Raw genomic sequence first — 21352 nt, forward strand, 5'->3', positions numbered from 1 at the left:
TACTAACACTTATATTATAAACTTAACTAGCCACCAAACTGATAGTTAACGCTTAAACCTACATAGCGTGGCGAACCTGGTTTAAGCTGCTTAGAGCCTAAGAAGTCCAGCTGAAAACCTGAGCCATAGTACTCTTTATCAGTTAGGTTTTTAGCGAACAACGCCGTAGTCCAACGGCCATCGGCAGAGGCATACGATACTCTACTGCCCCAAATTGCATAGGCATCTTCTTCTAAGTACTTCTCATTAGTAGGCTGAAAGTAGGTTTTACCCTGCCAAGACACATCACCCTGCACAGCAATAATGGCACCACTTTCTAGTTCAAAGTCGTAACGAACTAAGCCCGAGAATTGTGTTTTAGGTGTAAGAGAAATTTGATTACCTGAATTATCTGGCTCAAATTTATCGTACTCAGCATCTACCCAACCTGCATTAAACTGCAAATACCATTCATCAGTAGGGGTAGCAATCACTTCTATTTCAACACCAGGCATATTAGTTTCGCCCGCATTGGTTAATGAAGCGGTATTACCAGCAGCCCCAGACGCGCCCGGCACAGGTATTAAGTTGGTATTCTGCTGATCGGTGTATTGATAATAAAACACCGCACCGTTTACCCGTAAGGAACCATCCATAAAGTCGCCTTTGAAGCCTATTTCTAAGGCATCAAGTAACTCGGGATCTACCGGCTCTAATTTGGCATTGAAGGCGTCTACTGAACTTTGACAACGCGTTGACCCCGCTGCCGTAGGGTTAGTGGCATCGCCTGCGCTACAGCCATTAGCACCTGCGGGCACGTATTCATCCATGAATGCGGCACCATTAACATCACCACCTTTAAAGCCTCTAGCTATAGAAGCATAAATTAAGTGACCTTGTTCGGTATTGTAATCCACTGAGAAACGGCCGGTAATTTGATCCCAGTCTTTCTTATTAGGTGTACCCACGGTTACACCGTGCGCCTCATCTATGCCACCGGCTGCTCTAGCGTCCGCTAAAGAAAATATTGGGCCATCGCCTTCGTTACCTGGATTACTGATAAATGGCAAAAAGCCATTGTACTTCTGAACATCTTTCTCTTCGTAACTCCAGCGTAAACCTATAGTGGCTCCCCAGGTTTCATTGAAGTCGTAATCGTATTGACCAAATAAGGCATAGCTGGTGGTTTCTACCGCATGCTCATTACCCTCACCGGTACCAAACAAGGGGTTAGTCCATAACTGGGCGCCATCTACTTTTTCGTTGTAGTAATAGACACCTAAGTGCCACATGGAAACATCACTTTGGTTGGCTATACCCAACTCTTGGCTATACCAACGAAAATCATCAGCATAGTAATCATTCTCTAAACCAAATGGGCCGTCATCGACATCGTCATAACGACGCAAAGAAGCCTCATCATATGAAGACGCTGAATACAGTGACATATCGTAAGTCAGTTCATAGTCTACCCGTACCAGTACGCCTTCGGTATCTACGTGCTCAAAGTCATCTGCTTTTTGAGTTTTATAAATATCATCATCTTCGACAAAACCCGTATATAAATCGGTACAACCGCTGCCTATACCTGGGTTGGCGCAAGCGTCTTCATAAGAATAACTAGCAGGGTTATAGCTATTAGGATCTTGCAGGCCTACTTGCTTGAAGGGCGCGGTATCGGGCTCAGCTTTACCATAGTGGTAGTTGGTTAATATACTTAGGCCTTCACCATTATCAAATAACAATTGAGCACGCGCTGCAAAGTCGTCAATTATGCCGGCCTTGCCGTTGCTCTCGGGGTTAATATTATCAAAAGGACCATCACTGGTGGCACGCAGTAAAGATAAGCGGCCAGCGAATTTATCGCCCATGCTAAAACCAAAGGCACCTTCAAAATTTCTAGTATCGTGGCTGCCCACCTCTACATTGATATAACCCGAAGCTTCTTGACCAATTTCTGGCTTAACGGAAATGAAGTTAATTAAACCACCGGTGGAGTTACGACCATACAACGTACCCTGCGGGCCTTTTAATACCTCAACACGCTCTACATCAAAAGTGGCAAAACCTTGCGCGATATTGGGGCCTATAAACACGCCATCTTGATAAATAGCGATAGGGCCGTTGTTGATAGGCGCAAAGTTATTGGTGCCTATACCGCGCATATACGGCTGGGGCGACGCACGACCAAATTCAGTGTGCCAGGTAAAGTTAGGGGTGTATAAGGCGATATCACCAGCCTCATTAACACCCAGGCTAGTCATCATCTCACCTGAAATAGCCGTTATAGCGATTGGAACGCTCTGTGATGTTTCAACCTGCTTACGCGCAGAAACTATTAATTCTTCTAATGCTAGTGCATGACCCAGAGGCGCGATCAAGGCTTGTGACGCCAAACCTATGGCCATAACTAACGGTAATTGCTTATTGAATACTGTCTTCATCATATCCCCACCCTTTACTTATTATTTGGTGGTTATAGCGGCTTCTTTATGAGCTGTTATTGACATTAAGAATACGCTTAACCCCATGTGTACCCTTATGAGGGTGCATCAGTTCAAGAGATAGGTAAAATACAAAATACATAGGAATAAGATAACTTTAATTTATCTTATTCCTATAGTTTTTCGGACTTTAATCGACATAAACCTGAATAAAAAAGGGCCAAGGCATTTACCCTCACAGCAAATTAACCTTGGCCCAAAACCTTACATTTTGTTGCTAACTATCGTTCAGCTAATACCTACGTATTACCCCCCAAACTGATAGTCAACACTTAAACCAATATAGCGAGGCGCGCCTGGTTTAAGAGCAAGGTAACCTAGTGAGCTAACATCGAAACCTGAACCAAAATACTCTTTACCACCTAAGTTTTTGGCAAATAATGCTGTAGTCCAGCGATCATCCGATGAGGTATACGATACTCTTGCTCCCCACAGGGCATAAGCATCCTGCTCTAAATGCTCGGCATTAGTCGGCTGGAAGTAGGTCTTACTCTGCCATGACACATCGGTTTGCACAGCCACTATAGCGCCGCCTTCTAGATTAAAGTCATAGCGTACTAAACCTGAGAACTGGGTTTTAGGCGTTAGTGAAATTTGATTACCGGTATTATCACCAAAGTCATCATATTCCGCATCCAACCAACCACCATTAAATTGCAGGTACCAAGACTCAGATGGCGTTGCAATAATTTCAAATTCCAGACCTGGCATTTGCGTGCTAGCAGCATTGGCCAACACGGTAGTGCTGCCTTGCGGGCCTGTCACACCGGGTATTTGAGACAAGATAGTGTTTTGCTGATCTTGATAATCGTAGTAAAACACCGCACCGTTAACACGCAGGTTGCCGTCTAAGAAGTCACCCTTAAAACCTACCTCAAAGGCATCTAATAGCTCGGGATCTACTGGGTCTAACTTGGCATTAAAAGCTGTTACAGAGTCAGCACAGCGAGTTGAGCCTGCTGCCAATTCACAACCCGGGTTTAGGCCATTATCACCTGCAGTAGTGGGGATATAGTCATCTAAAAAGGCTGCGCCATTAACATCGCCACCTTTAAAGCCGCGCGACAATGAGACATAGATTAAGTTGTCGTTATCGGTGCGGTAATCAAAAGAAAGCCTACCGGTAATCTCGTCCCAGTCTTTTGCCCGTGGTGTACCTACGGTAATACCGTAAGACTCATCAATGCCACCGGCAGCCAAAACATCACTCATGGAATACAAGGTGCCGTCACCGTAGTTACCGGGGTTGTTAACCAAGGGCATAAAGCCATTATACTTTTTGATGTCCTTTTCTTCGTAGGTCCAACGCAGGCCACCGGTAACACTCCAGCGTTCGCTTAGGTCTTGGCCGTACTGACCAAAGAATGCGTAGCTAGTGGTTTCGATTTCATGCTCATTACCTTCGCCAGCACCAAAGATAGGATTGGTCCAAATTTGTGTGCCTTCGGCGGTTTCATGGTAGTAGTAAGCGCCGGCATGCCAGATGCTTTCATCGGTATTGCTAGATAAACGTAGCTCTTGGCTATACCAGGTAAAGTCATCGGCGTAGTAATCATTCTCTAAACCTACGGCTCCATCGTCTACATCATCAAAACGGCGTAACTCGGCCTCATCATAGGAGGTAATCGAGTGCAGCGATTTTTCGCCATCAATGTCGTAATCCACGTTAACAAAAATACCGATGGTTTTTACTTTTTCAGAGTCATCGGCCTTAGAGGTTTTGTATAAGTCTTTATTATCAACAAAGCCGGTATACAAATCGGTACAACCGCTACCTAGCCCAGGATTAGCGCAGGCATCTTCATAAGAATATGTAGCTGGGTTGTAGCTATTGGGATCTTGTAGGCCTACGTTTTTAAACGGCGCCGTATCGGGCTCCGCTTTACCGTAGTGCACATTGGTTAATATGCTTAGGCCATCAGCCGCCTCTACTAACACCTGGGCACGCAAGGCTATGTCGTCAACTATGCCAGCATCGCCATTGCTTTCTGGGTTAACGTTTTCAGTATAACCATCATTGGTAGCGCGTAAGAACGAGAACCTACCTGCAGCCGACTCACCTAAATCAAAACCTACCGCACCTTCAAGGTTACGGGTGTTATGACTACCCACTTCAGCATTTAAATAACCTACCGTGCCAGCACCCAACTGCGGTTTAACAGAGATAAAGTTGATTAAACCACCAGTAGAGTTACGGCCATACAGCGTACCCTGAGGGCCTTTTAACACTTCTACGCGCTCTACATCAAAGGTCGCAAAACCCTGCGCTACGTTGGGGCCTATAAACACATTATCTTGATAAATAGCGATAGGGCCATTGTTAATAGGCGAGAAGTTATTGGTACCTATACCGCGCATATAAGGCTGTGGCGAAGCGCGGCCAAACTCAGTATGCCAAGTAAAGTTAGGAGTAAACAAAGCGATATCGCCTGACTCTGACACACCTAAATCCGACATTAAAGCGCCAGAAAACGCGCTAATAGCAATAGGTACATCTTGGGCTGACTCGGTTTGTTTACGAGCAGTTACTGCCACTTCTTCCATTTGTAAAGCATACGCAGCGGGTATTAACGCTGCTTGTGCCGCCACCATAGAAACTGCCAGTGACAGCTTTTTAAAAGTCATCGTTTTTTTCATCATCTATCCCATCTTATTTTTTATATAAAAACCACCTCTAGACATAAAAAAACATCTAGCGGGAATATTTTTAAGTGATGCAAAACAACATCAACAAACTGATTACTAATTGTTCTGCAATATTTTTAGACTACGGAGAGAATAGAGTTTTTTAAAATACTATTTTATTGGAGTCTGCATACATTAATCTTATGTATGCAACAATTTACATAACCGAAACGCTGACCTTCAATATTATTGCCTTTAAATAACATCCTGTGTTTATACTGGCCTACAATCAATAATAAAATAACAGCGACAGCATGGCATACATATGAGTAATAAAATCATAAAACTTATTGATCAAGGCCTATTAGAGGAAGCCCTAAGCCAGCTACAAGTTGCCCTGAAAAATAACCCCGGCAATGACGGCCTGTGGTTTTTAACCACTATTGTGTATGAAAGAATGAATGACCTGAGCAAGGCTTATTTTTGCCTAGAGTCAGCCCTAGCCTTACAAGCCAACAACACACACTACCTAGCCTACCAAGCGAAACTACTCAGCCATGGCAACGGTATTATTGCTATTTCATGCCACGCATTAAGCATGGCAAAAGAGATAGTCGACAAACTCGAGATCGCACAGATAGACACGCCAGAAACCCTAGTGATTATCGCTACGGTATACCGCAAGTTAAAAGACTTTGATCGCGCCTTAACGTGCTATGAAAAAGCCCTTAGTCACAGTAACCAGCAAAAGCCTATCAAAAACATACACAACGACTTAGCCGTGGTGTACCAGCTCTACAATCACAACCAACGGGCGCTTGAGCATTTTAATGCTGCTATCTCGAATAATACGCAGGATTACATGGCTTTTTGGCAGCTTAGCCAACTAACACTTGAGCAGCCTGAGAAAACCATCACACACATAAATAAAGTACTAGATCGTTATAGTGACGACACTAATGCACAAATCTACTTACATTACGCCCTTGCCAGAATTAAAGAAAAGCAACAAGACTATGCCGCTAGCTTCAAGCACTTACAGCAAGGCAGCCTAGCCTATAAAAAAATACACCCTTATAAGGTTGATGAAGACTTAGCCTATTTCAAACAACTGGCACACAGTTATACACAAGATTTTTTAGCCCACAGCAGCGCCGGTGATACGCCAGCAGCTTGCCCTATCTTTATTGTCGGCCTACCTCGCACCGGCACTACGTTGGTAGAGCAAATTATTAATGGCAGCCCGCAAGTGAGCAGCGCCGGCGAGCTACTACACTTTAACCGTTTCTTTGAAGCTGCCTGCAGCCAACGCAACCCCAGCCAAACTGGCCTAGCGCGATACCAGCATTTAGAGTCGCTAGACTACGACCAATTAGGCCAATTATATTTACAAAGCTGTGCGCCTTTAACGGGCGACACACCCTACTTTATAGACAAATACCCCTTTAACTTTATGCTCGTAGGCGCTATTGCCAAAGCTATACCGCAGGCTAAATTTGTACATATACAGCGTAACCCTATGGACGCCTGCTTTAGCAACTTCAAACATCTGTTTCGTTTTAACTCGGCTAACTACAGTTACTCACTAGAGGACTTAGGGCGCTACTACCTAGGCTATCAAGCGCTCACCGACCACTGGCAGCAATGCCTACCCAATAGTTTTTACACCCTAAGCTACGATGACTTAGTTAGTGATCCTGTAACGCAAAGCCAGGCCTTAATGCAATTTTTAGGCTTAGAGTGGCACCCCGAATTACTAGACTTTCATCTATCCAAGCAGGCGGTCTCTACCCCCAGTGCAGCGCAGGTAAAACAAAAAATATATCGCAGCAGCCAGCAACACTGGCGGCATTACGAAAAAGAGCTAACGCCTTTAGCGAATTTTTTTGAAGAATCAATAACGCACTAAAACAACTGAGTTAAAACTTTATATAGAAAGCGTGATATCTCAGTGCGTAAGGCGTTTTCTGGCAAGAAAGCGCCTTACGCACATACAATAAAAAACTACTCCCCCTGTTAGCCCGTTGAAGCCAAATAAAAAAAGGCCCATAAGCACAATGTACTTATGAGCCTAACGGACCTTAATCTTTTCTAGCCCTTCCACAAACCTTCGCTGATCAGCTCATCCTGCACATCACAAATTCCTTTGTGTAAGGTATTCACTATGGTATCCACCTCTTGCACACTTAAGATTAACGGCGGTGACATAATGTTTTTATGGGCCAAGGGGCGTATTAACACACCGGCTTGTTCACACTTGGCGGCTATGCGGTTACCTATCTCGGCTTCGGCAGGTAGTAGCTCTTTAGTTTCTTTATTAGCAACGTTTTCTACGCACATCATAAAGTGGCTACCGCGCACATCACCCACTATAGGCAGGGTAGATATCTTTTCTTTCAGTTGGTTTTCAAAATACTTACCGACTTTTTTAACATGGCCGCATAAATCCATGCGTTCCATAATCTCTATATTTTTTAAACCGACTGCGCAGCTAACCGGGTGACCAGAGTAGGTAAAGCCGTGGGTAAACATGGCTCCCTTAGCTTGTGGCACACTAATGACATCGTAAATTTCATCAGAGATTAAATTGGCAGATAGTGGAATATAACCCGAGGTTAAACCCTTGGCACAGGTAATAATGTCTGGCTGAAAACCAAATATAGTCTCAGAGCTAAACATTTCGCCCAAGCGACCAAAGGCGGTAACCACCTCATCCGACACCAAAAACACTTGATACTTTTTACACACGTCGGCAATGCGTTTGTGGTAGCCCTCGGGTGGCACTAATACACCACCGGCACCCGCTATAGGCTCGGCGAAGAAAGCGGCAACCCGCTCGGGGCCTATGGCTAGGATTTTTTGCTCTAGCTCATCCACCAAAAAGTCACAGAACTCAGCCTCTGTCATACCATCGGGGCGACGGTAAACGTCGGGCGCCGATACCCGGTGTACTAAGTCAGGGGCTAAATCAAAGCCTATGTGATCGAACTCAACGCCGGTTAAGCTCATCGCCAAATAGGTGCTACCGTGATAGCCATCGGTGCGGGTAATAATTTGTTTTTTGTCTTTTTTACCTAGGCGGTTAAAGTAAAAATGGATCATGCGCACGGCGGTGTCATTAGACATAGAGCCGCCGGTACCAAAAAATACATGATTTAGATTACTGGGAGCTAATGAGACTAACTTTTCTGCCAACTCAGCAGCAGGCGGTGTGGTCAGGTGACCAAAGCTGGAGTAATAGGGGATGCGGCGTGTTTGCTCGGCCATGGCCTCGCCCATTTCCGCATTGGCGTAACCTATGTTTACACACCAAAGCCCAGCGATGCCGTCTAGATACTTATTACCTTCGGTATCATACACATAGGCGCCTTCTGACTCCGCCATAATTAAAGAGCCTTCGTCTTTAAAGGTGGAAAAGTCGGTAAAGGGGTGCATATTGTGTTTTATGTCTTTGGCATGCAGCTCGCTGGTTTGATACTTAGAGAAGTCTTTCAATTGTGTCACCTAGTATGGGTTAATCATCATCTGTCGCCCTTATTTCACAGTATGGAAGTAAGGTTTATGCTCGAGTGTGAATACTGCCGCTAAATCTGTAAAATATTAAATATCATTACGATAGATAACTTTTTATTATGCAGGCCGACTAGCTAAATCCTTCAATAGATAATATTCTTTGATCATATTCGCCTAAGAAATAACTAAATATTATGAAATTTACCCTAAAACAATTACGTTATTTCCTCGCTGTTGCGGAACACGGCAACGTCACTGTCGCCAGTGAGCATCTGTTTGTATCCCAACCCGCCATCTCTAACGCTATCAATCAGTTGGAAGAATATTTCGGCGTGCAGTTGCTAATACGTCACCACGCCAAAGGGGTATCACTCACCCAAGCCGGCAGTGATTTATTAATTGAGGCCGGCCAACTGATACGCCACGCAGAAGAAGTGCAAAGCCATATTAAGGAACACAGCGAGTCGTTAATCGGGGCCATCAATTTAGGTTGTTTTGTCACCTTGGCACCGCTGTATATTCCCAAGCTGATCAACCGGTTTAATGAAATTTATCCCGATGTTAGTTTTGCACTGAATGAAGGTAATATAGAAGAAATCAGCCAATCCCTGCTCTCGGGTAAAACCGAACTGGCTTTTGTGTATGACTTAGGGCTTAGCGATAGGATAGCAATACACGAGTTAGCGCAGCTCACCCCCAAGGTGATACTGCCTTCAGACCATAGGCTCGCCAAGAAAAAAACCTTAACGTTTAAAGACTTAGAACACGAACCCATGGTGCTGCTGGACCTGCCTCACAGCCGCGAATACTTTCAATCGCTGTTTGACGGCCACGGTTTTAAACCGCTGATTCGCCACCGCACTGGCAGCTTTGAATTAGTGCGAAGTTTAGTGGGTAATGGCTACGGTTATTCGATAGTAAACCTATCGCCGCAAACCAATATTTGTTACGACGGCTCTAGCATAGTCACCATTCCTTTGGCTGAAGATGCTAGACCCTTATCGTTGGTGGTAGCCAGAGCAGCCAATGTGCGCCTGCCTAAGCGTTCAGAAGTATTCTTGGATTTCTGCAAGGCTAATTTTCAGATATAAACCTAGCTTAACCTGCAGTTTTTTTAACGTGCTCTGCAGGGTTTAGGCTCAAAAACTCACTCAGCGATTCAAAACTACAGGGCTTAGCGTACAAAAACCCTTGGTAATATTCGCAGCCGTGGCTCTTTAATATATCTTCCTGCTGTTTATCCTCTACACCTTCCGCAATTACATCAAGGCTCAGGCTATGGGCCATGTCGATAACTGCTGTCGCTAAATCACAGTCATGGCTATCGGTATGTATATGCTCAACGAAAGATCGGTCAATTTTTATATTATCAATGGGCAAACGCTTTAAGTACCCTAACGAGGAATAGCCGGTACCAAAGTCATCAATCGATATCGTCACCCCTAGTGTGCGGATTTTTTCCAGTAACTCTACCGATCTGTCTATATCGTTAATTAACATACTTTCAGTAATTTCTAACACCAAATACTTACCCTCAACATCCGCTGTCGCTAGCGCCCCTGAAACCTTCTCCACAAAATTAAGGGCATTGAATTGATTGGCGGAGATATTCACAGACATTTTTAAATGCGGCTGCTGTTGCTGCATTCTTTTTAAATCTTTACAGGCTACCAACAATACCCAAGCACCGATATCATTAATAAGCCCTATATCTTCAGCAATAGGGATAAACGCTAAGGGCTCTATTAAACCCTTCTCGGGATGCTGCCAACGTATTAATGCCTCTACCGAGTTAATGGCTTGGGTTTTGGCGTTAATAATGGGTTGGTACTCTATAAAAAACTGATCTTGCGCTAATGCCTGTCGCAAATCATGCTCTAAACCCAAGCGCTCTTTACTAAAGATATCCAAGTTTTTATGGTAAAACTCGTAGGAGTTTCTACCTTTTGTTTTTGCGTTATACATGGCCATATCAGCCATTTTCATCAACTGCGAGCCTTCTTCGCCATCGGCAGGAAACAAACTCACACCAATACTGGTGGTAACACTAATGGTTTCACCCTCAATAATAATGGGCGCACGTATGGCTGTTATCAATTTTTTAGCTATGCTGGACACAGTATTTTTATCAAGCACATCGTTTAGCAATATCGTGAATTCATCACCACCTAATCTCGCAACTGTATCACCCTCGCCCACGCAACTTTCCAAGCGCTTAGCGACAATCTTAAGTAGTTTATCGCCTACCTCATGACCCAGTGTGTCATTAATAAGTTTAAATCTATCTAAATCTAAAAATAATACCGCCAATTGATTGTCATGACGCTGCGCTGCTAACAAGCTCTGCTCTAAGCGCTCTTTGTATAAACGCCTATTGACTAAACCGGTTAACGCATCATAAAAAGCCATGCGCTCCATCTCTTTATGGGCGGCTTTTAGCTCACTGACATCATCGCAGACCACGACATATTCACTAGTGGTACTATCGGCAATTTTTACCGGTGAAACAGTGGCGGACACCCATTGCTTTTCACCTTTCTCGCTAACTATCTCTAACTCGCCGCGCCAGTATTTTTTCTTATTAATAGCCGTTAATAAGTGAAAAAGCTCTGCCGATGACTCACTAGCCACCGCCATATCCCTTAAACTAACACCCTGCAAAGTAGGACCTTCAGCAGAGAACAAATCACCCGCCTTGTGATTGGCGTAGACTATATCTAGGGTGTCATTAACGACTAACAGCGCTGAACTTGAGCTTTCTACCGCACGCGACAACCTCTTAAGCTGATAGCCGGCCTGTCGAGTTTTTTGGTTAATCAAGCACTGTGATATTTGCTCAGTAACTTCACCAATAAAAGCCTCTTCATCTTTCTGCCACTCTTTATATACGTGAGAGTCTACAGTCAAAACGCCGACTAATAATCCTTCTATGCGTATACCAGCGTCCACCGATGAAACAACAGTTTGATCAATCATGGCTATTGTTGCCAGCTCATTGTAACGCGAGTCCTCCTTCACATTACTAGAGGTAATTGTTCTATCTCTAACCAAGGCATTTCTATAAACAGGTACGTCTTTTAACGATAAATCAAAATTACCACTCTTATCTAGAATGCTATTTTCCTTATAGCCATAAGAGGATCGGTTAACCAAAATATCCGTCTGTTCATCAATCAAGCCTATATACACGCTACAATTCAACAAACGGCCAACTTGCGTACAAATAAAATCAAAAGCCGGCTCTACCTTGCCGGCCACAATAGAAGGATTCCCAATAATAGCCATAATTGCTTTTTGTTGCTCGGCCACTCTTTTCTTTTGATCTAGAATCTGCTGCTTTAATTCTCTATTATTATTGTTAGTTAACACCCGCGACACCAGATCTGCTAGCTGCGTATGAAAACTAATCTCGTCTGTTTGCCATTGCCTGGGCTTAATATCCTCACTAGAAATAATTCCAACTATTTCGCCTTCAAAAGAAATATGCGTATCTATGGTGGCTTCTATCTGCCATCTCTCGCGCTCTTCATCAAATTCTTGCTCGTCGTCATTAACAGAAGAGTCACTAATAACACTACGCTGGCCATCAAATTTGGCAAACCATTCGGGAAACTGCTCTTGGTTATAGTGATCTTCTGGTTCGTGATTATCTTTACTAAGCACATATTCATCGATGGCTTCTAAATAATCCCTGTTATCGTTTAGCAACCAAATACCGGTATATTCGTTTTGAAAAACTTTTGCCGCAGTTACACAAATCAGCTCAATAGCGGCATTTACATGCCCTTTATTTATATCGTCATGCTTGCCTAAAAATCGCAAAGCCTCATTTTGCTTTACCACTCTTTGCTGTAAGGATTGCTGCGGCACACCACACTCTGGCAGCGCAGGTTTATGGCTTTGTAACTCTAAAAACTGGCTCATTCTCTTTAACTCAATATCACTAAGAGAAGGCTTACCACTCTCAAAGTCTTTTATCTTGGTTTCAGCAATATCAATACATGCTGACAGCTCAGCAACACTCATCGGTACCGACAAACGTAAAGCTCGCAGGGCATGGCTGAGGTAATTAATATGAACAGTATCTGAATTCGGCATAAAGTGTGTAGGGAGCGCTCAAACTATGAACAGCTCACCCTTTGTGTGCTGTAAATGATGATTAATGCCTATTAGCTTAGCCTAATTTGTTACATAGATATATTGCCCACCAAGCAATTAATAGCTGCAACGTGGCCTATTATTCGCCGCATAGCTTATTGTGCATCGGCAATCGCGGGGGTGGTCCGCTTCAAAATGGAATAAACAAAAATATAAAGTAAAAACGCCGCAAAGCTACCCAAAGCCCCCATAATCATCACTGATCCATAACCCATATTGGCCGCTAACATGCCGCCAGCCATGCTGGGGCCTAAGGTTTGGGCAAACCCTTGAGCGGCGGGTACCAAGGCGACATAGCGGCCACTGTGGTCCATATTACTCAAGGTGCCCAGTTGATATATGTCGGTAAACAACCACATAAAATTAAACAACATGGTGCCAGCTATATAGCTTAATGCGTTTATACCCGTGGATAGCATCAGCAAGGTTAAGGTCATGCCCGCTAGGGCCGCAATTAAAGGCTTGGACTGCCCCAACCTGGTGCTTAATGCAGTAGCCGCAAAACAACCTAATAAGGTGCAAATCGTACCGGCTGTTAGCACATTAGCGATAAAGCTATCACTCAAACCTGCATCTACCCCCGCCCTTTCTATAAACGACCAATAAGAACCTATGGTGATATAAAAACAGGCTACGGCTAACAAGCATAACCAGGGTAAATAGGCGGGCACTGCCGGGGCTTGCTTAGTACCTTTCTCAACCAAAGCCTGCTCAGCTGCACGCGCAGGTAACCAGCCGATGAAGCACAGCGCCAACACAAACGAACCAGCAAAAGCCAAGAATATACCATTCACCCCCCAGCGCGCCGACAAGATAGGAAAGGAATACAGCTCTATGGCATTAATCGCCACTAGGGCAAACATCAAAATACTAAAATTGCGGCCGGTATTATGGCTACCCGCTAAGCTAGCCACTCCCGTGGCATAGCAAATACCGCTGCCAAATCCCGCCAATACACGCAAAGAAAATAAAGTTTCAAAATCGTGAAACAGGCTGGCGGCATAATTAGCCAATACCGCTATCACCACCCCCAGCGCCACTAAGTAACGGCGATTAACCCTAGCCACCAGCAGTGAGGTAAGTATGGATGAGGCGCACATACCGCCTAAATCCGCCGAGGCCAACCACCCCACCTGCTGAGCACTAAATCCTAAATTATCCGACAGCGCCCCCACCAACATGGGCATACCCATAAATACGGCATTGCCTATAAAACTAAAGACTATGGCAGCAGTAATGGCCTTGGGGTTATCAAACAGAGTAGTATTTTTTTTCATTATTAAATTCAACATCTATAGAGTGACGGTTCGCAATAACAGGCTAGCCCGCCAATGTAGAGCTAATGTAGGGATAGCGCCAACCCGTGGGTATAACCCCTTAGGGTGAGGTAGCAGCCTTTAGCCTAGGCTTAGGGCAGTGCTATCATCCATACCTAGCTCCCCTATGTAGATTTAACTCTGAGCCTTAACCCGAGCCCCTAACCATGAGCCAACTGATACGCGATAAGCTCTGTAGCCCCCAGTGGTACCAACAGATAGCCAGCACCACGCAGGCCATAGGCAGCGAGCTATGGGGTAAGCAGCTATTAGACGCCATAGGATTTTTGGTGACGGCCGATGCGCCGGTATTAATCATCTACCCCCATAATAGTGCACCCAGCACGGTTTACCTGCCCGATAACGATGGCCCTTGGGCGCCATCCGCCAGCCTAGATAATTATTACGAAGGGGCTTATTTGCTAGACCCGTTTTACCAAGCCAGCCGCAGCGGCTGCGCCACTAAGCTGTATCGTTTGAGCGAGGTGGTGCCCGACTTATTTCACAAAAGTGAATATTATTTTAATTATTATCAGCACTGCCAATTAGTGGATGAGTTCAACTACTTAGTGCAATTGCCACAGCAGCAAACCGCCTCGCTGTCGCTGGCCAGCAAAACCCCTTTTAGTGATGAGCAGGCAGAAGTACTCCACGTCATCGCCCCTTGGGTGACTAGCGTAATAGCACAGCACTTTAGCGCCCAGCCGCAGCCCCAGGGCAAACCCGGTTTTCACCAAAATATCGCCTCGGCGTTTACTCACTTTGGTAGCAGCGTGCTCACCGCCAGAGAATGTGAAGTTGCCCAACATATACTGCATGGCTATTCCACCAAGGCTATGGCTAGCAAATTACTCATCTCTATGGAAACCGTGAAGGTGCATAGGCGCCATCTCTATCAAAAACTGGACATCAGTTCGCAGCCAGAATTATTTTCCTTATTTATAGGCTCACTGGCCTCCGGCGAAAAACAATTAGGGGTAGACCCTTTGAAAGATTATATTTAACAGCACGGTTAATCTGGCATAAAAAAAGGGAGGCTGATCAGCCTCCCTTTTTACTTTGCATATCTTAAAATTATTACTTTAAAACTAATTGTTTAAAACTTATATTTTAAAACTGGTATTTCAAAACTTATATTTAAAACCTAAGCCTATTGTGCGCGGGCGATTGACAAAGCTATACAGGTCGCGGCCTGCTTGCGCGTTATCGGCCGTATTATTGTAAAACGCACCGCGGCCATAACTGTAGTTTTGCTTGTTGGCTAGGTTATCTACAAACAAGGTCGCCGACCATTGCTCCGCCTGCAAAATAACAGAAGCATCCCATAGCGCATAACCGGCTGTTTCACTGTAGTTAGGGTCTTGTTTATTAAGCGCGGTTTTGGTGCTGCTAATAAACGAGCCATTGAGGTTATAACTCAACTCCAGATTTTGATTGATAGGCTGCAAATAATTAAACGATAAGGATCCAGCATGGTCGGGCACGCCCGGCAAGCTATCACCATCAAAACCGGCCACGCCACCCGCGGCAAAATCATCGCTAAGCTGTGCGTCGGTATAGGCATAGCCCACTGTCGCCGTTAATGACTCGGTAACGGCCATTATTAACTCCAGCTCCACTCCTTTAGATTCAGCGGTTTCGCCGTTAACAATTACCGGAAAGGCACCCACCGGTGAGGCGGCATCAATCTGTATATCTTGCCACTCGATGAAAAATCCCGCCGCCGAAAAGCGCACACTGCCATCCATTAAGGTGCCTTTAATACCGGCCTCCCAGTTGGTGGCTAAGTCTGATTCATAACCGGCCAAGGCCGCCGCTTCAGCAAAAGGCGCGTTAGGGGTAACGTCCGAGGTCGGTATACCATTGGTGCCACCGTGGCGAAAACCTTCCGCCCAAGTAGCGTAGGCCATCATATCTTCGTTAATATTATAAGAAACATTAAATTTAAAAATTTGATCGTTAAAGGTTTTTTTAATGCTACCACCGGTTAAACCCAAGGGGCTGGCATTATCGTTAGAGCAAGCCACACCGCATTGAGGCAAATAAATAGTACCGGTAGATAGGTACTCTTGCTCAAAGGCACGCATACCTAAGGTGGCCTGCCAGGCATCGTTAAACTGATAGCTGAGCTCGCCAAACAGCGCTTGGTCGGTAAACTCGGTTTTTTGTATTTGCTTATAAATTTGATCTTTCACTATGCCCACGGCAGCTAGCTCGACGGTGCTGGCATAACCCGGCCCCCAGTCCCCAGGAAAACCCATGTAATCCCAAAAGCCGGGGGATATATCATTGGTTTCGTTATTTTGTTTTTGCTTTTGATAAAACGCACCGGCCACCCAGTTGATTGGGCCGTCGCTGTTAGACACCATGCGCAACTCTTGGGCAAAGGCTTCAGTTTTTTGCGGGTAATCACCATACACCGAATCGCGCGGCCCTATGGCGTAGTAAGCCGCCCAAAAATCAGCATTTAAATACAGCCCGCTTTGATCGCTAAGCACGCTGCTTTCATTGGTGTAGCTAGAGCTGCTAGAGCTTAGGGTCGCAAAACCCATATCCCATTCCACGTCTAAGGCCGTTAGGCTGAGTTCGCGCTCTAAGGGTTCTAAGTAACGGTTGGCATGAGCCAAGTCACCACCACCAAAAGCCTCTGCCCCGGCAGCAGCGCGGCCATCGGCTTCATCTTCTTGCTGTTGATGGGTTAACAATAGCTGTACGGTATCACTAACATCCCACAGTGCAGACAGTCTCACGTGTTTAACATTATCGCCATTGCTGTCTTTTTTACGGCTGTTTTGTGTGGCCGCGGCGGGGTTAAAAAAACCGCCTTGTAACAGCGGCTGGCCATTCGCATCTAAGCGCTGCAAATTATTGGCGTCTATATAACCTTGATTTTCTACATAACCCGCTACCGCACGCAGGGCAACGCTATCCCCTAACGGCAGATTGACGATGGCGTAAGTGTCTGAGTTAACACCGCTGGCTTCATCGGTAGTCGATAGCCGCGTGCCTACTTCGGCACTAAACTCACTGGGGTCTGGCTTTACCGGAATATGGCGTATCGTGCCGCCCAAAGAGCCAGAGCCATATAAGGTACCCTGCGGCCCGCGCAACACTTCTACCCGCTCTATATCTTTTAAATGCAGGTTCACAAATAAAGGCGTTTCGCCTATGTATACCGATACGGTAGGTGATGCTAAGGAGGCGGTATCGCTGGAGGGATCACCGCCGCTGCTTAGGCCGCGAATAATTAAGCCGCTGTTTATACCGGCTTCCCTAGGGCCGGAGTCCACATAGGTTAGGCCGGCCACGCTGCGCGCCAGTTTGCTAAAGTCGGTAATGCCTTGCTGCTCTAAGGCATCGGAGGTGGTGGCAGAAATATTGTAGGGCACATCCATAGTACTTTCGGCACGGCGCGTGGCCGTAACGGTGACTTCTTCTAGTAAATTTGCGCTGTACGCAGGCATTGCGCTGGCAGCACTAATGACACCCACAGCCGTAGCTAATACCGAGCGCTTAAGGATAGACTGAGCCATGCTTATTCCCCTATTCGTTTTATTATTTGGCAGCTGCACTTAGGCAATATGCCACTATGATTAAAACAAAAACGATATAGAAGATTGTGCTGGCGCTATATAACACCATTTCGTTACTCGCCCTAACACCCACAGGCCGGGGCCATACATAAAACCTTCACAGTCTATTGGCATAATAAGTGGAGCTGATACACTAACGCGACACAAAAACAGGGTGCAAAATGACGTTAAGCTTCTTACAAACCTTTCATTGGAGTAATGCCCTAAGCTTGGGCTGGTTTTTATTGTGCTGGGTAGGTTACAGCTATTTTGCCCACTATATGGCTAAGCGCAGCCATAGCTTGTCGTCGGTATTACACGACCACCGGGTAAGCTGGATGAAAACCCTGCTCAACCGCGAATCCCTGGTAGCCGATGCCGCGTTAATTTCAAATATAGAGCGGCAGGTGAGTTTTTTTGCCTCGACTACCATACTGGTGTTGGCAGGTTTATTAGCGGTTATCCCCAATATCAGCACCATTTACCAACTGCTGGCGCAAGTGCCTTTTTTTGAGCAGACTAGCGAATCCGAAATACAACTGCGCGTGATGGTGCTGTGCTGTATTTTTGTGTACGCCTTTTTCACCTTTACCTGGGCCATGCGCCAGTTTGGATTTTCTAGCGTACTGATGGGTGCCGCCCCGCTGCGTAAAGATGAAGCCATCTCAGAACAACATCGCAACCAATACGCACGCTATACTGCCAAACTGATAGACCAAGCCAGCCATACCTATAACTACGGTTTGCGCGCTTATTATTTTGCCATGGCCATCTTCCCTTGGTTTATCAGCCAGTGGTTATTTATGGGCGCTACCGCGCTAGTTGTTGCGGTGCTCTATCACCGCGAGTTTCACTCTAAGCCCTTGGTGACATTACGAGCTTTAGCAAAGATGAATAAAGACTAAGTTCTGCGCCCCCTTGCCCTTGCACTAACACTAACACTAAGACTAAGACTAGACTAAGTGTAAACCGCCTGTTGCCGTAGTTCGGCAAACACCTGCTGGTGTTTAGCCAGTTCCGCCAGCAACCATTGCCTAAAAGCAAAAGCTGCAGGGTTGTGAGCTTGCTGGGTGTTTTGCACTAAATAAATTTTGGCTTCATTGGCGCGTACATGGGGCAGCGGTTTGATTAAACGGCCATCGGCTAAGTAATCAGCCGCTACCAAATCATCACTGAGTATTACCGCCTCGCCATTGGCGGCCATTTCTAAACACAATAAGGCGTCATGCACGATAGCGCCTTGGCTAGTCTCTATATCGCTCACCCCCATATGCTGCAACCAATTAGGCCAAAGCTCGGTGGTAAATTCATGCAATAAGCTGTGTTGCTTTAAATCACTCAGTGCCTGTAAAGGCGTGGCCTTACTAATGATATTGGGGCTGCACACTACAAAGTCCATGGGCTGATAAATACCCTCACTAACAAAACCCGGCCCCTGCAGCGGTTTATCGTCTATCGCATAAATAATTTGCACATCAACATTGGGCTTAGGCCTGCTATCGGTGATTAACTGCAACTCAATTTGCATATTGGCGTGCTGCTGGCGAAATTGGGCAAAGCGTTTTTTAAACCAAGTGTCGGCAAAGGCGCAGTCTATCGCCAAACTCAAACGCATAGTCTCTTGGTTGCTCATCTGGTGGATGCGGTTAACCTCCTGCCCTATATCCGCCAGTGACTGCTGCAAAATCGCATACAGCGGTTTGGCAGCTTCGGTGAGGCTAATCCCCCTATTGCTACGCACAAACAACGCTATGCCTAATTGCTCTTCCAATATCCCTATTTGCCTACTAACAGCCGCCTGAGTAATACACAGCTCGTTAGCGGCACGGGTAAAGTTGCCGTGGTAGGCGGCGCGGGCAAAGGTGTTGAGTAGGTCAAGTTTGGGGTTGCGTAGGGTCATGTTTATTCTCAGGCCTAGAGGCCCTGTCATAAGCTGAGGTAATGGCATGATAAGAACAAATTGATTTTACCGCAACGACCATCGCACTAAGCTGGGCGCATTGTATTAATAACCTTCCATTGCAGGATATTCACTATGAGCGCCATTATCGCCGATCGCATCTTCTCCAATGCCTCTATCTATACCGTAGACCCTGACCGCAGCTGGGCCGAGGCTATAGCCATCAAAAACGGAAAAATTATTTATGTGGGCGACAACAATGGCGCCGAGGCTTTTTGGGGGGAGCACACCCAGGTAGACAACCTAGGCGTCAAGTTGGTGCTACCTGCCTTTATCGACAGCCATGTGCATTTAACCTCAGGCGGCATACAGGAGAACGAATGCAGCATGGATGATTTAAAAAGCAAGGATGAGATACTGGCCGCAGTAAAAAGCTATATAGATAAACAAGGCCCCGACGCCAGCGGCTGGGTAAAAGGCTCGGGCTGGAGCATAGGCTATATACCCGAACCCCGAAAAGAATGGTTAGATGAAATTTGCCCTCACCGCCCCATCTACCTCAACTGCAATGACGGCCACTCCTTATGGGTAAATTCCAAAGCACTAGAGCTGGCTGGTATCGATAAAGACACCCAAGACCCACTAGCTGGCGAAATTCAACGCGACCCAGCAACAGGTGAAGCTACGGGTTTATTATTCGACTTTGCCGGGCAAATCGTTAAAGACGCCATGCCCGTTGAAACCCTAGAGGAAAAAGTCGCAGGCTTACAAACCGGCATTAAACTCGCTCATCAATTTGGCATCACCACCATCACCGAGCCCGGCTTAGATGGTGACATGATGGCCCCCTATCACTACTTGTCCGACCGGGGCGAATTAAACATACGTCTGCGCGCAGCCATGTCACCGATTAACTGGCAGCCCGGCGCCTTTGGTGACGAGATTTATGACTTTGTAAATAATATTAGCCAATATCAGCGCGACGATATTACCGTTAACTCCATAAAAATTTACATAGACGGTGTCATTGAATACGGCTCTGCTGCCATGCTAGAGCCCTACCTGCTGGATGACCTCAACAAAAAAAGTAAGCCCTTCCACAGCCAAGAACGCTTAAATAAATATGTGTGTTGGCTAGACAGCCAAGGCATACAGGTCCACTTACATGCCATAGGCGACAAAGGCGTACGCATGGCTTTAAATGCATTTGCAGCGGCAACAGAGGCCAACGGCAATACCGATAACCGTCACCAAATTTGTCACTTGGAAATGATACACCCCGATGACTGCAAACGTTTTGCCGAACTCAATATTAGTGCTACCTTCCAATCCTTTTGGGCTTTTGAAGACCAGTATAAAAACTTTTTACGCAAGGCCGTAGGTGACGACAGAGTGCGCGAAAGAAGTTTGGTGATAGGCAGCGTGCATCGCGCTGGCGGCCGCTTGGTAGGCGGCAGTGACTGGTTTGTCACCACCTTAAATCCGCTAGAAGCTATCGCCGTAGCGGTACGCCGCATGGACCCACAGCTGCCCGACGGCGCAGCGCCCATCTATAACGACAGCGAGCGTGTGGAGCTAGCCAGTATGATAGCGGCCTACACCATCAATGGCGCTTACGTGAACTTCAAAGAGGATATTTTGGGCAGCTTAGAAGTAGGGAAAGTCGCCGACCTGATAGTCATGGATAAAAACCTGTTTGAAATACCCGCAGCAGATATTGCTAAAACCCAAGTGCAATTAACCGTAATGAACGGTAAAAACGTCTACCAACGCTAAGCCGTAAAC

The 21352-nt window shown here is 45.9% G+C and carries 12 protein-coding genes; 5 read left to right on the forward strand and 7 right to left on the reverse strand.

The features are described 5' to 3' along the window. Positions 1-26 precede the first annotated feature (26 nt). Positions 27-2426 carry a TonB-dependent receptor gene (locus tag B067_RS0100300; protein ID WP_156820717.1) on the reverse strand — a complete coding sequence of 800 codons (2400 nt, stop codon included), beginning with the start codon at positions 2424-2426 and terminating at the stop codon, positions 27-29. A 303-nt stretch (positions 2427-2729) separates the two neighbouring features. Next, complete coding sequence (locus B067_RS0100305; RefSeq protein ID WP_019528041.1) at positions 2730-5123, reverse strand: TonB-dependent receptor; 2394 nt, start codon at positions 5121-5123, stop codon at positions 2730-2732. 310 nt (positions 5124-5433) lie between these two features. Between B067_RS0100305 and B067_RS0100310 the strand changes: the two genes are divergently transcribed. Further along, positions 5434-7017 carry a tetratricopeptide repeat-containing sulfotransferase family protein gene (locus tag B067_RS0100310; protein ID WP_019528042.1) on the forward strand — a complete coding sequence of 528 codons (1584 nt, stop codon included), beginning with the start codon at positions 5434-5436 and terminating at the stop codon, positions 7015-7017. A 182-nt stretch (positions 7018-7199) separates the two neighbouring features. Here B067_RS0100310 and B067_RS0100315 read toward each other — a convergent pair whose 3' ends face one another. Further along, positions 7200-8612: an aminotransferase gene (locus B067_RS0100315; RefSeq protein WP_019528043.1), complete on the reverse strand. Its 1413-nt coding sequence runs from the start codon at positions 8610-8612 to the stop codon at positions 7200-7202. 203 nt (positions 8613-8815) lie between these two features. On the opposite strand from B067_RS0100315, the gene B067_RS0100320 reads away from it, so the two are divergent. Further along, positions 8816-9712: a LysR family transcriptional regulator gene (locus B067_RS0100320; protein ID WP_019528044.1), complete on the forward strand. Its 897-nt coding sequence runs from the start codon at positions 8816-8818 to the stop codon at positions 9710-9712. A gap of 7 nt (positions 9713-9719) precedes the next feature. Here B067_RS0100320 and B067_RS21060 read toward each other — a convergent pair whose 3' ends face one another. Together B067_RS21060 and B067_RS0100330 are read right to left on the reverse strand one after the other, a co-directional pair. Then, positions 9720-12719 (reverse strand): EAL domain-containing protein, encoded by a 3000-nt coding sequence (locus B067_RS21060; RefSeq protein ID WP_083921327.1) that lies wholly within the window; start codon positions 12717-12719, stop codon positions 9720-9722. Positions 12720-12874: 155 nt separating this feature from the next. Next, positions 12875-14056, reverse strand: coding sequence for an MFS transporter (locus B067_RS0100330; protein WP_026244314.1), 1182 nt, complete (start codon positions 14054-14056; stop codon positions 12875-12877). Between the two features lie 206 nt (positions 14057-14262). On the opposite strand from B067_RS0100330, the gene B067_RS0100335 reads away from it, so the two are divergent. Then, on the forward strand, positions 14263-15099 hold the full coding sequence (locus B067_RS0100335; RefSeq protein ID WP_019528047.1) for a LuxR family transcriptional regulator: 837 nt from the start codon (positions 14263-14265) through the stop codon (positions 15097-15099). A gap of 120 nt (positions 15100-15219) precedes the next feature. Here the strand turns inward: B067_RS0100335 and B067_RS0100340 are convergent, their stop codons facing one another. Then, on the reverse strand, positions 15220-17628 hold the full coding sequence (locus tag B067_RS0100340) for a TonB-dependent receptor (RefSeq protein WP_019528048.1): 2409 nt from the start codon (positions 17626-17628) through the stop codon (positions 15220-15222). Positions 17629-17849: 221 nt separating this feature from the next. On the opposite strand from B067_RS0100340, the gene B067_RS0100345 reads away from it, so the two are divergent. Further along, positions 17850-18572 carry a DUF599 domain-containing protein gene (locus tag B067_RS0100345; RefSeq protein WP_019528049.1) on the forward strand — a complete coding sequence of 241 codons (723 nt, stop codon included), beginning with the start codon at positions 17850-17852 and terminating at the stop codon, positions 18570-18572. A 53-nt stretch (positions 18573-18625) separates the two neighbouring features. On the opposite strand, the gene B067_RS0100350 is transcribed toward B067_RS0100345, so the two are convergent. Then, positions 18626-19567, reverse strand: coding sequence for a LysR substrate-binding domain-containing protein (locus tag B067_RS0100350; protein ID WP_019528050.1), 942 nt, complete (start codon positions 19565-19567; stop codon positions 18626-18628). A gap of 135 nt (positions 19568-19702) precedes the next feature. Here B067_RS0100350 and B067_RS0100355 point away from each other — a divergent pair, with 135 nt between their 5' ends. Next, entirely contained in the window at positions 19703-21343 is a 1641-nt protein-coding gene (locus tag B067_RS0100355; RefSeq protein ID WP_019528051.1) for an amidohydrolase, read from the forward strand. The last annotated feature ends 9 nt before the right edge of the window (positions 21344-21352 follow it).

This window comes from Dasania marina DSM 21967 (assembly GCF_000373485.1).
GTDB lineage: Bacteria > Pseudomonadota > Gammaproteobacteria > Pseudomonadales > Dasaniaceae > Dasania > Dasania marina.